Origin of the sequence: Streptomyces sp. BK79 (genome assembly GCF_044142145.1) — a bacterium.
Taxonomy (GTDB): domain Bacteria; phylum Actinomycetota; class Actinomycetes; order Streptomycetales; family Streptomycetaceae; genus Streptomyces.
Genome location: NZ_JBHVOC010000011.1, coordinates 39166 through 51103 on the forward strand (window position 1 = coordinate 39166; position 11938 = coordinate 51103).

9 protein-coding genes are annotated in these 11938 nt (G+C 72.2%); 7 read left to right on the forward strand and 2 right to left on the reverse strand.

Annotation, left to right across the window (positions count from 1 at the left end):
- Positions 1–61 precede the first annotated feature (61 nt).
- Positions 62–1276 carry an acetyl-CoA C-acetyltransferase gene (locus ACFIF2_RS15485; RefSeq protein ID WP_395573220.1) on the reverse strand — a complete coding sequence of 405 codons (1215 nt, stop codon included), beginning with the start codon at positions 1274–1276 and terminating at the stop codon, positions 62–64.
- 149 nt (positions 1277–1425) lie between these two features.
- On the opposite strand from ACFIF2_RS15485, the gene mce reads away from it, so the two are divergent.
- The 7 genes from mce to ACFIF2_RS15520 all read left to right on the forward strand — a co-directional run bounded on the left by mce (position 1426) and on the right by ACFIF2_RS15520 (position 11394).
- Positions 1426–1866 carry a methylmalonyl-CoA epimerase gene (mce, locus tag ACFIF2_RS15490; RefSeq protein WP_395573221.1) on the forward strand — a complete coding sequence of 147 codons (441 nt, stop codon included), beginning with the start codon at positions 1426–1428 and terminating at the stop codon, positions 1864–1866.
- Positions 1867–2101: 235 nt separating this feature from the next.
- A complete protein-coding gene (scy, locus tag ACFIF2_RS15495; RefSeq protein ID WP_395573222.1) occupies positions 2102–6085 on the forward strand; it encodes a polarized growth protein Scy in 3984 nt (1327 codons plus the stop codon).
- A gap of 218 nt (positions 6086–6303) precedes the next feature.
- Positions 6304–7239 carry a cellulose-binding protein gene (locus ACFIF2_RS15500; RefSeq protein WP_395573223.1) on the forward strand — a complete coding sequence of 312 codons (936 nt, stop codon included), beginning with the start codon at positions 6304–6306 and terminating at the stop codon, positions 7237–7239.
- A 113-nt stretch (positions 7240–7352) separates the two neighbouring features.
- Positions 7353–8324: an ABC transporter ATP-binding protein gene (locus ACFIF2_RS15505; RefSeq protein WP_395573224.1), complete on the forward strand. Its 972-nt coding sequence runs from the start codon at positions 7353–7355 to the stop codon at positions 8322–8324.
- A complete protein-coding gene (locus tag ACFIF2_RS15510) occupies positions 8321–9097 on the forward strand; it encodes an ABC transporter permease (protein ID WP_395573225.1) in 777 nt (258 codons plus the stop codon). The genes ACFIF2_RS15505 and ACFIF2_RS15510 overlap by 4 nt, the downstream gene beginning before the upstream one ends.
- Positions 9098–9241: 144 nt before the next feature.
- Positions 9242–10525 (forward strand): ABC transporter ATP-binding protein, encoded by a 1284-nt coding sequence (locus ACFIF2_RS15515; protein WP_395573226.1) that lies wholly within the window; start codon positions 9242–9244, stop codon positions 10523–10525.
- Entirely contained in the window at positions 10522–11394 is an 873-nt protein-coding gene (locus tag ACFIF2_RS15520; RefSeq protein WP_395573227.1) for an ABC transporter permease, read from the forward strand. Before ACFIF2_RS15515 ends, ACFIF2_RS15520 begins: the two co-directional genes overlap by 4 nt.
- A gap of 9 nt (positions 11395–11403) precedes the next feature.
- On the opposite strand, the gene ACFIF2_RS15525 is transcribed toward ACFIF2_RS15520, so the two are convergent.
- Positions 11404–11736, reverse strand: a complete 333-nt coding sequence (locus ACFIF2_RS15525) for an ATP/GTP-binding protein (protein WP_395573228.1) — start codon at positions 11734–11736, stop codon at positions 11404–11406.
- Positions 11737–11938 lie beyond the last annotated feature (202 nt).

The window sequence follows — 11938 nt, forward strand, 5'->3', positions numbered from 1 at the left end:
GAAGTCGTCACCCGGGTCGTCACCCGGGTCGGTACCCGGGTCCCTGCCCGGTGACCCGGGGTCAGGCCTTGGGCACCCGCACGATCAGCGCGTCGCCCTGACCGCCGCCGCCGCACAGCGCCGCCGCGCCGACACCGCCGCCGCGCCGCTTCAGCTCCAGGGCGAGGTGCAGCACGAGGCGGGCGCCGGACATGCCGATCGGGTGCCCCAGGGCGATCGCACCACCGTTGACGTTCACCTTTTCGGTGGACACGCCGAGGTCCTTCATCGACTGCACGGCGACGGCCGCGAAGGCCTCGTTGATCTCGATCAGGTCGAGGTCCGAAACCTCCAGCCCCTCCTTCTTCAGGGCGTGCCGGATGGCGTTGGAGGGCTGCGACTGCAAAGAGTTGTCGGGGCCGGCCACGTTGCCGTGGGCGCCGATCTCCGCGATCCACTCCAGGCCCAGCTCCTGCGCCTTGGCCTTGCTCATGACCACCACGGCCGCGGCGCCGTCGGAGATCTGCGAGGAGGAGCCGGCGGTGATCGTGCCGTCCTTCGAGAACGCCGGGCGCAGCCTGCCGAGCGACTCGGCGGTGGTGTCGCCGCGGATGCCCTCGTCCTGGCTGAACAGCACCGGGTCGCCCTTGCGCTGCGGGATCTCGACCGGGGTGATCTCGGCCTCGTAGATCCCGTTCTTCTGGGCGGCGGCGGCGCGCTGGTGGGACAGGGCGGCGATCTCGTCCTGGGCGGCGCGCTCGATGCCGAGGCGGGTGTTGTGCTTCTCCGTCGACTCGCCCATGGCGATGCCCTCGAAGGAGTCGGTCAGACCGTCGTGCGCCATGGCGTCGAGCATCTGGACCGCGCCGTACTTGTAGCCCTCGCGGGACTTGGGCAGCAGGTGCGGGGCGTTGGTCATGGACTCCTGGCCGCCGGCCACCACCACGTCGAATTCACCGGCGCGAATGAGCTGGTCGGCGAGCGCGATGGCGTCGAGGCCGGAGAGGCAGACCTTGTTGACCGTGAGCGCCGGGACGTTCATGGGGATGCCGGCCTTGACGGCGGCCTGGCGGGCCGGGATCTGCCCGGCGCCGGCCTGGAGCACCTGGCCCATGATCACGTACTGGACCTGGTCGCCGGAGATCCCCGCGCGGTCGAGGGCGGCCTTGATCGCGAAGCCGCCGAGGTCGGCCCCGGAGAAGGACTTCAGCGAGCCGAGCAGCCGCCCCATCGGGGTGCGGGCACCCGCGACGATGACGGAGGTCGTGCCGTTCGTTCCAGAAGTTTCGGAAGACATGAGCTGCGATCCCCTTTTCCGGCCCGCACAGGCCGAGGAGTGAACGAGGGTTTACTCGAATGTACTGAGCGGTATGCCGCCCGTCACCCGGCGGTCGGTGTGATCGCGCGCACGTTGCGTAACCACCTCCGGAGCGCTGCACTGATTTCATGCTGACGCGAATCGACCACATCGGAATCGCCTGCCACGACCTCGACGCGACCGTCGAGTTCTACCGTGCCACCTATGGCTTCGAGGTGTTCCACACCGAGATCAACGAGGAACAGGGCGTGCGCGAGGCCATGCTCAAGATCAACGATACGCCGGACGGCGGGTCCTCGTACCTCCAGCTGCTGGAGCCCACCCGCGAGGACTCCGCGGTCGGCAAGTGGCTCGCCAAGAACGGCGAGGGCGTCCACCACATCGCCTTCGGCACGGCGGACGTGGACGGGGACGCCGCGGACATCCGGGGCAAGGGCGTACGCGTTCTGTACGACGAGCCCCGGCGCGGTTCCATGGGGTCGCGGATCACCTTCCTGCACCCCAAGGACTGCCACGGCGTACTGACAGAACTCGTCACATCGGCGGCCGTTGAGTCACCTGAGCACTGACCCTCGTACATAGGGGCCGGTAGGGTTGGGTGCGGTCGCCGCTCAGTCCAGGGTGACCCGGTCCTGCCGTTTCAGTGGTGGCGGGACCGCCGGGGTCGTGTTTCGGGGGGCGAACGCCGGGGCAGAAGCGCGTGCTCCGCCGTTGATCTGACACCATTCCCCGGGGGCCCCGTCCTGCGGACGGACGGAGCTCGTTCGGAGAGTTTTGCGACCAGGGGACGGATGGGACCGCGCAGTGCGGGGCTACGAGAGCCAGGAGCGAGAGCCGGCGGCTGACGTCGACCACCTCTCTCGGTTCGAGGCCGAGATGAAGCGGCTGAAGACCGAGCGGGAAAAGGCGATCCAGCACGCCGAGGACCTCGGCTACCAGGTCGAGGTGCTGCGCGCCAAGTTGCACGAGGCGCGGCGCACCATCATGTCCCGGCCCGCCTTCGACGGCGGCGACATCGGGTACCAGGCCGAGCAGTTGCTGCGCAACGCGCAGACGCAGGCCGACCAGCTGCGCGCGGACGCCGAGCGGGAGCTGAGCCAGGCCCGCGCGCAGACCCAGCGCATCCTCCAGGAGCACGCCGAGCAGGCGGCCCGGCTCCAGGCGGAGCTGCACCAGGAGGCCGTGACCCGGCGCCAGCAGCTCGACCAGGAGCTGGCCGAGCGCCGGCAGACCGTCGAGTCGCACGTCAACGAGAACGTGGCGTGGGCGGAGCAGCTGCGGGCCCGCACCGAGCAGCAGGCCCGCCGGCTGCTCGACGAGTCCCGGGCCGAGGCCGACCAGGCGCTGGCCGCGGCCCGCGCGGAGGCCGAGCGGCTGACCTCCGAGGCCCGGCAGCGGCTGCGCAGTGACGCCGAGAGCGCCCGCGCCGAGGCCGAGCAGATCCTGCGCCGCGCCCGCACCGACGCCGAGCGGCTGCTGAACGCCGCCTCCACGCAGGCGCAGGAGGCCACCGACCACGCCGAACAGCTGCGCACCTCCACCGCCACGGAGTCGGAGTCCACCCGCCGCCAGGTCCAGGAGCTGAGCCGGGCCGCCGAGCAGCGGATGTCCGAGGCCGAGGAGGCGCTGCGCAAGGCGCAGTCCGAGGCCGAGAAGGTGGTCGCCGAGGCCAGGGAGGCCGCGGCCAAGGCCCTCGCGAGCGCCGAGCAGACCAACGAGCAGCGCACCCGCACCGCCAAGGAGCAGGTCGCCCGCCTGGTCAGCGAGGCCACCAAGGACGCCGAGTCGACGAAGTCCGAGGCCGAGCAGCTGGTCGCGGACGCCCGCGCCGAGGCCGAGAAGATCGTCGCCGAGGCCGCCGAGAAGGCCCGTACGCTCACCGCCGAGGAGTCGGCCACCCAGCTGTCCAAGGCCGCCAAGACCGCCGAGGACGTGCTGAACAAGGCGTCTCAGGACGCCAAGCGCACCACGAGGGCCGCCACCGAGGAGGCCGAGCGGATCCGCTCCGAGGCCGAGGCCGAGGCGGACCGGCTGCGGGCCGAGGCGCACGACATCGCCGAGCAGCTCAAGGGCGCGGCGAAGGACGACACCAAGGAGTACCGGGCCAAGACGGTCGAGCTGCAGGAGGAGGCGCGCCGGCTGCGGGGCGAGGCCGAGCAGCTGCGCGCCGACGCCGTCGCCGAGGGCGAGAAGATCCGCGCGGAGGCCCGCAAGGAGGCCGTGGCGCAGATCGAGGAGGCGGCCAGGACCGCCGAGGAACTGCTCGCCAAGGCCAAGGCGGACGCGGACGAGCTGCGCCGGACCGCGACGGCGGACAGCGAGAAGGTCCGCACCGAGGCCATCGAGCGGGCGACGACGCTGCGCCGGCAGGCCGAGGAGACCCTGGAGCGCACCCGCGCGGAGGCCGAGCGGCACCGCGCGGAGGCCGCCGAGCGGGTCGAGGAGCTGCAGGCGGAGGCCGAGCGGGCCGCCCGCGAGCTGCGCGAGGAGACCGAGCGGGCCGTCGAGGCCCGGCGGGCGGAGGCCGCCGAGGAGCTGACGCGGCTCCAGACCGAGGCCGAGGAGCGCCGCACGGCCGCCGAGCAGGCGCTGACCGAGGCCCGCGAGGAGGGCGAGCGGATCCGCCGCGAGGCCGCCGAGGAGAGCGAGCGGCTGCGCACCGAGGCCGCGGAGCGGATCCGTACGCTCCAGCAGCAGGCCGAGACCGAGGCCGAGCGGCTGCGCACCGAGGCCGCCGCGGACGCGTCCGCCTCCCGCGCGGAGGGCGAGGCCGTCGCCGTACGCCTGAGGTCGGAGGCGGCGAACGAGGCGGAGCGGCTGAAGACGGAGGCGCAGGAGAGCGCCGACCGGGTGCGGGCGGAGGCGCAGACCGCCGCCGAGCGCATCGCCGCCGAGGCGTCCGAGACGCTGGCCGCCGCGCAGGAGGAGGCCGCCCGGCGCCGCCGCGAGGCCGAGGAGCTGCTCGGCGCCGCCCGCCAGGAGGCCGGCCAGGAGCGTGAGCGGGCCCGCGAGCAGAGCGAGGAGCTGCTGGCCTCGGCGCGCACGCGCGTGGAGGAGGCGCAGGCCGAGGCGACCCGGCTGGTGGAGGAGGCCGACCGGCGCGCCACCGAGATGGTGTCGGCCGCCGAGCAGCACGCGACCCAGGTACGGGAGTCCGTCGCCGGGCTGCACGAGCAGGCCCAGGAGGAGATCACCGGGCTGCGCAGCGCCGCCGAGCACGCGGCCGAGCGCACCCGGCGCGAGGCCGAGGAGGAGGCGGACCGGGTCCGCGCCGACGCCTACGCGGAGCGCGAGCGCGCGAGCGAGGACGCCGGGCGGCTGCGGCGCGAGGCGCGGGAGGAGACGGAGGCCGCCAAGGCGCTGGCCGAGCGGACGGTGTCCGAGGCCATCGCCGAGGCCGACCGGATCCGCACCGACGTCTCCGAGCACGCCCAGCGGGTGCGCACGGAGGCCTCCGACGCCATCGCCGAGGCCGAGCAGGCCGCGTCGCGCACCCGGGCGGACGCCCGCGAGGACGCCAACCGCATCCGGTCCGACGCGGCGACGCAGGCGGACACCCTGATCACCGAGGCGCGTTCCGAGGCGGAGCGGCTCACCACCGAGACGGCCGCCCAGACCGACCGGATCCGCACGGAGACGGTCGCCGAGGCGGAGCGGGTCCGCTCCGAGGCGGCCACCGAGGCCGAGCGGGTCAGGGCGGAGGCGGCCGGCGAGGCGGAGCGGCTGCGCACGGAGACGGTCGCCGAGGCCGAGCGGGTGCGGGCCGAGGCGAGCGCCCGCGCCGAGCAGCTGGTCTCGGACGCCACCGGGGAGGCGGAGCGGCTGCGGGCCGAGGCCGCCGAGACGGTCGGTTCCGCGCAGCAGCACGCCGAGCGCGTCCGTACCGAGGCCGAGCGGGTCAGGGCCGAGGCCGCGGCGGAGGCCGAGCGGGTCACCACGGCCGCCCGCGAGGAGGCCGAGCGCACCCTCGACGAGGCCCGCAAGGACGCCAACAAGCGGCGCTCCGAGGCGGCCGAGCAGGTCGACACGCTCATCACGGAGACCGCGGCCGAGGCCGACAAGCTGCTCACCGAGGCGCAGCAGCAGGCGCAGAAGGCCACCGCGGACGCCGAGTCGCAGGCCGACACGATGGTCGGCGCCGCCCGCGCGGAGGCCGACCGGATCGTCGCCGAGGCGACGGTCGAGGGCAACACCCGGGTGGAGAAGGCCCGTACGGACGCGGACGAGCTGCTGGTGGGCGCACGCCGGGACGCGACCGCCATCAGGGAGCGCGCGGAGGAGCTGCGCGAGCGCCTCACCTCGGAGATCGAGGAGTTGCACGAGCGGGCCCGCCGCGAGGCCGCCGAGACGATGAAGTCGGCCGGCGACCGGTGCGACGCGCTCGTCAAGGCCGCCGAGGAGCAGCTGGCCAAGGCGGAGGCGAAGGCCAAGGAGCTGGTGTCGGAGGCCAACTCCGAGGCGGGCAAGGTGCGCATCGCCGCCGTCAAGAAGGCCGAGGGGCTGCTCAAGGAGGCCGAGCAGAAGAAGGCCACGCTGGTCCGGGAGGCCGAGGAGCTCAAGGCCGAGGCGGTCCGCGAGGCCCGGCAGACGGTCGAGGAGGGCAAGCGCGAGCTGGAGATCCTGGTGCGGCGCCGCGAAGACATCAACGCCGAGATCTCCCGGGTGCAGGACGTGCTGGAGGCACTGGAGTCCTTCGAGGCGCCGGCGGGCGGCGGCAAGGACAACGGGGTCAAGGCGTCGGCGACGGTGGGCGCCCCACGATCGGGTGGCAAGTCGTCAGACGGGTAGCGCGCGGGGCGGATCGCCTGTCTGATGGAGATTTTTGGCGACGTCCGCCCCCGCCGCTCGAGCGAACCCTTGACCAGAACTTTGGCAAGCCATCGGCGCGTCAGCCACCCGAAAGAGGTGTCATTCTCCGTATCAAACGTGCATCCGCTCGATGACACACCGCATTGGCGCCTAGGATTCCCTCTATCACCTCACCGGTCTCTTTCGACAGGAACCCCATGAGCGACACTTCCCCCTACGGCTTCGAGCTTGTGCGGCGTGGGTACGACCGCGCTCAGGTGGACGAACGTATCTCCAAGCTCGTCTCCGACCGTGACAGCGCTCTCGCCCGCATCACCGCTCTGGAAAAGCGCATCGAGGAGCTCCACCTCGAAACCCAGAACGCCCAGGCCCAGGTGAACGACGCAGAGCCGTCGTACGCCGGTCTCGGTGCCCGGGTCGAGAAGATCCTGCGGCTCGCCGAGGAAGAGGCGAAGGACCTGCGCGAGGAGGCCCGGCGCGCGGCCGAGCAGCACCGTGAGCTCGCCGAGTCGGCGGCCCAGCAGGTGCGCAACGACGCGGAGTCGTACGCCGCGGAGCGCAAGGCCAAGGCCGAGGACGAGGGCGTCCGGATCGTCGAGAAGGCCAAGGGCGACGCGTCGCAGCTGCGTTCCGAGGCGCAGAAGGACGCGCAGTCCAAGCGCGAGGAGGCGGACGCCCTCTTCGAGGAGACCCGCGCCAAGGCCGCGCAGGCCGCCGCCGACTTCGAGACGAACCTCGCCAAGCGCCGCGAGCAGTCCGAGCGGGACCTGGCCTCGCGTCAGGCCAAGGCCGAGAAGCGCCTCGCGGAGATCGAGCACCGCGCGGAGCAGCTGCGCCTGGAGGCGGAGAAGCTGCGCACGGACGCCGAGCGCCGCGCCCGCCAGACCGTCGAGACGGCGCAGCGCCAGGCCGAGGACATCGTGGCCGACGCCAACGCCAAGGCGGACCGGATCCGTTCGGAATCGGAGCGCGAGCTGGCGGCCCTCACCAACCGCCGCGACTCCATCAACGCGCAGCTCACCAACGTGCGCGAGATGCTGGCGACCCTCACGGGCGCCGCGGTGGCCGCCGCGGGCACGCCGGCCGAGGACGAGCCGATCTCCCGCGGGGTGCCGGCCCAGCAGTCCCGCTGACGCGGGGCGTACGCCGGCCGAACGAGCACGGAACACGAACAAGCGCGGAACAAGGACGAAGCCTTCTGTCACCGGGGTGGCAGAGGGCTTCGTCCCGTTCTAGCGTGGTCGCCATGATCGAGCTCGAGGGGCTGACCAAGCGGTACGGCGAGAAGCTGGCGGTCAACAATCTCTCCTTCACCGTCAGACCCGGCATCGTCACGGGCTTCCTCGGACCGAACGGTGCGGGCAAGTCCACGACGATGCGGATGGTGCTGGGCCTGGACCGGCCCACCGCCGGGGACGTCCGGATCGACGGCAAGCACTACGACCAGCTCGAGGACCCGCTGACGTACATCGGCGCGCTGCTGGAGGCCAAGGCCTGGCACGGCGGGCGCAGCGCCTACAACCACCTGCTGTGCCTCGCGCAGAGCAACGGCATCCCGGCGAGCCGGGTGCGCGAGGTGCTGGACACCGTCGGGCTGTCGGCGGTCGCCCGGAAGAAGACGAAGGGCTTCTCCCTCGGCATGGGCCAGCGGCTCGGCATCGCCGGCGCCCTCCTCGGCGACCCGCGGATCCTGATGTTCGACGAGCCGGTCAACGGCCTCGACCCCGAGGGCATCCACTGGATCCGCAACCTGATGAAGTCGCTGGCCTCCCAGGGCCGTACGGTCTTCGTCTCCTCCCACCTGATGAGCGAGATGGCGCTGACCGCCGACCACCTGGTGGTCATCGGCCAGGGCAGGCTGCTGGCGGACACCTCGATGGCGGAGTTCATCGCCGAGAACTCGCGCAGCTACGTCCGCATCCGCACCCCGCAGCGCGAGCGGCTGCTCGACCTGCTGCACGGCGAGGGCATCACCGTCGTGGAGGCCGGCGCCGAGGTGCTGGAGGTGGACGGCGACAAGGCCGAGGCGATCGGCGAGCTGGCGGCGCGGCACCAGGTCGTGCTGCACGAGCTGAGCCCGCAGCGCGCCTCGCTGGAGGAGGCGTTCATGCAGCTGACGGCGGAGTCGGTGGAGTACCACGCGCACGACGGGCGGCCGCCGGGACCGGTGCCGCCGCAACAGCAGCAGCAGTGGGGCAGCGAGTGGAGGAAGGGATGAGCATGGCCGCGACACAGGTCGTCCGGTCCGAGTGGACCAAGATCCGTTCGGTCGCGTCCACCGTGTGGACGCTGGGCCTCGCCGTGGTCGTCACCATCGCCCTCGGCATGCTGATCTCGGCGCTGTCGAAGAGCGAGTTCGACAACATGAGCGAGCAGGACCGGCTCACCTTCGACCCGACCTTCATCAGCTTCGCCGGGACGAGCCTGGGCCAGCTGGCGATGATCGTGTTCGGGGTGCTGGTCGTGGCGAACGAGTACAGCTCCGGCATGATCCGCACCTCGCTGGCCGCGGTACCGCGGCGCGGCACCTTCCTGTTCAGCAAGATCGCGGTGGCCACCGGGCTCGCCCTGATCGTGAGCATGATCACCAGCTTCGCCACCTTCTTCCTCGGTCAGGCGATGCTCGGCGACCTCAAGGCGTCGATCGGTGATCCGGGCGTGCTGCGCGCGGTCATCGGCGGGGGCCTCTACATGACCCTGATCGCGATGTTCTCGATGGGCGTCGCCGCGATGCTGCGCTCGCCGATGCTGTCGCTGGGCATCCTGATGCCGTTCTTCTTCCTGATCTCCAACATCCTGGGCAACGTCCCCGCGACCGAGAAGGTCGGCCGCTTCCTGCCCGACCAGGCCGGCAGCAAGATCATGCAGGTGGTCCCGCCGATCGACGACGACGTCCCCTACGGCCCGTGGGGCGGCCTCGGGATCATGGCGCTGTGGGTCCTCGCCGCGCTGGCCGGCGGGTACGTCGTGCTGAAGCGGCGGGACGCGTAGACACCGTGGCGGGGTGCTCGGACAGGCCCCGCACGGCGTCGGATTTTGCCCGGGCTTGAACGGAACCGTCAGCGCCTGGATATCCTCCTAACCCTTACGGGGGCGTGTGCCCTGCTGTCCTGAACCTTCCGATGGGTGCGGAGCATGATCGAGGCTGTCGGCCTGACCAAGCGCTACGGCGACAAGACCGCAGTGCACAATCTGTCCTTCCAGGTGCGGCCCGGTGCCGTCACCGGCTTCCTCGGGCCCAACGGCTCGGGCAAGTCGACGACGATGCGCATGATCCTCGGCCTGGACAACCCCACCGCCGGACACGTGACGATCGGCGGCCACCCGTACCGCAAGCTGCCCAACGCCCCCCGCCAGGTCGGTGCGCTGCTCGACGCCAAGGCGGTGCACGGCGGCCGCTCCGCCCGCAACCACCTGCTGAGCCTGGCCCAGCTCTCCGGCATCCCGGCCCGGCGCGTGGACGAGGTGCTCGGCGTGGTCGGCCTCCAGGACGTGGCCAAGCGGCGCTCCAAGGGCTTCTCCCTCGGCATGGGGCAGCGGCTCGGCATCGCCGCGGCGCTGCTCGGCGACCCCCAGGTGCTCCTGTTCGACGAGCCGGTCAACGGCCTCGACCCCGAGGGCATCCACTGGGTGCGCAACCTGATGAAGGCGCTCGCCGCGGAGGGCCGCACCGTCTTCGTCTCCTCGCACCTGATGAGCGAGATGGCGCTCACCGCCGACCACCTGATCGTCATCGGGCGCGGCCAGTTGCTGGCCGACATGAGCGTGACGGACTTCATCTCGGCCAACTCCGCCGACTTCGCGCGGGTGCGGACGCCGGACGGCGAGCCGCAGGTGCGCGAGAAGCTGACGTCCGCGCTGACCGAGGCGGGCGGGCACGTCATGTCCGAGCAGGACGGCGCGCTGCGGGTGACCGGGCTGCCGCTCCCCTGGATCAGCGACATCGCGCACGGCAGTGACGTACGGCTGTGGGAGCTGTCGCCGCACCAGGCCTCGCTGGAGGAGGCGTACATGCGGATGACCCAGGGGGTCGTCGACTACCGGTCGACCGCCGACCAGAAGGCCGGGCTCCAGCAGCCGCTGCCACCGGGCGCGCAGCCGCCGATGCCGGTGCCCGGGCAGGGCCAGCCCGGCTGGTACGCCCCGCCGCCGCCCCAGCAGGGCGGTCAGCCCTTCCCGGCGCCCCAGGGCGCGCCGGGTCAGGTCCCGGCGGGACCGTACGGCGCCCCGGGCGGACCCGGCGGCGCGGCGGTGGGCGGACAGCCCGCCAACCCGTACGCGGCACAGGCCCCGCAGGCGCCGCACACACCTCAGGCGCCGCAGGCCCCGCAGGCAGCACCTGGCGCCACCCCCTCGCCCGCCCCCGCCCCCGCCCCCGCGCCCGTCACCGACCCGACCAAGCCCGAGGACGCCCGATGAGCACGCCCCAGCCCCCGATGCCGCAGGCCGCACCCGACTGGCAGCAGGCTGCGCACCGTTCGCCGTACCCCGCCTACACCTCGCCCATCCCGGTGGTGCGCACCCATCTCGGGCACGCGCTCGCCTCCGAGTGGACGAAGATCAAGACGGTGCGCTCGACGATGTGGACGCTGGGCGTCTTCGTCCTGCTGGTCGTCGGCATCGGCCTGCTGACCGGTGTGGTGGTGGCGAACTCGTCCTCCGACCTCTCCGGCTCGAACGCCCTGGAGCTGGGCTTCTTCGGACTGCTCCTGGGCAGCATCTGCGTCATCACCCTCGGCGTGCTGACCACCGCCTCGGAGTACGGCACCGGCATGGTGCGGACCACGATGACCGCCTGCCCGAGCCGCGGCCGGGTCCTGGCGGCCAAGGCGATCGTCTTCTTCCTGGTGGCGTTCGTGGTGACCCTGGTGTCCTCCGCGCTCGTCGCCCTCCTGCACACGTCGATGCTGCAGGGCAACGGGATCGAGGATCCGACGACCGGCGAGTGGCTGAAGGCCACCTTCGGCGTCTCGCTCTACATCGCGCTGCTCGGACTGCTGTCGCTGGCCATCGGCTCGGTCATCCGGCACTCGGCGGGCGCCATCACCATCATGATCGGCGCGCTGCTCGCCCCGCTGGTGATCGCGCTGTTCATGTTCACCGAGTCGCTCAAGGACGTGCAGCAGGCGCTGTTCGAGTACTCGATCCCGAACCAGATGAGCATCTTCTACGCCAACTCCCTCAGCGAGTCCGGCCCGTCCGGCTGGGACCCGCTGTGGATCATGCTGGTCGTGACGGCCGTCGCGTTCGGCGGTGCCTTCGCGCTGCTGGAGAAGCGCGACGTCTGACCCGCCCGCTCAGAACCTCGGCGCGTTACGGGACCGCTGCACCCGCGTGGTGCGGCGGTCCTTCGCATTCCAGCAGGACCGGTGCCAGTGCCGGCGCTCGTCGACGCCCGAGTGCGCCGGCCAGGCCACGACGTGCGGGACGCCGTCCGGGATCAGCTGGTCGCAGCCCGGGCAGCGGTACGACTTCCCCTGGGCGCTGGCGCCCGCCACGTGCCGTACGCTCCAGTCCTCGCCCCGCCAGGTCTCCGACGACTGCCAGCCTCCGTAGCGCCCGGAGCCGTCGTCCTCGGCGCTCCGGCCGGACGAACCGGCTCCCTTGGGTCGGTTGCGACGCGGGGACACGGGACACCTCACGGAGCTATACAGGAAGTACGGGGTGTCCAGCCTACGCGGCGCGGACAGGGGTACGCGTACGCCGCCAAACACCGCAACTCCCCCGTGCGGGTCTGCGCGAGGGCCGTGGCGGCCACCCCGCGGCGGCCGATTCTGCAGACAATCCGCAAATCTCCCCGCCCGGCCGTGTCCTCGGCACGTGTCAGGCGGT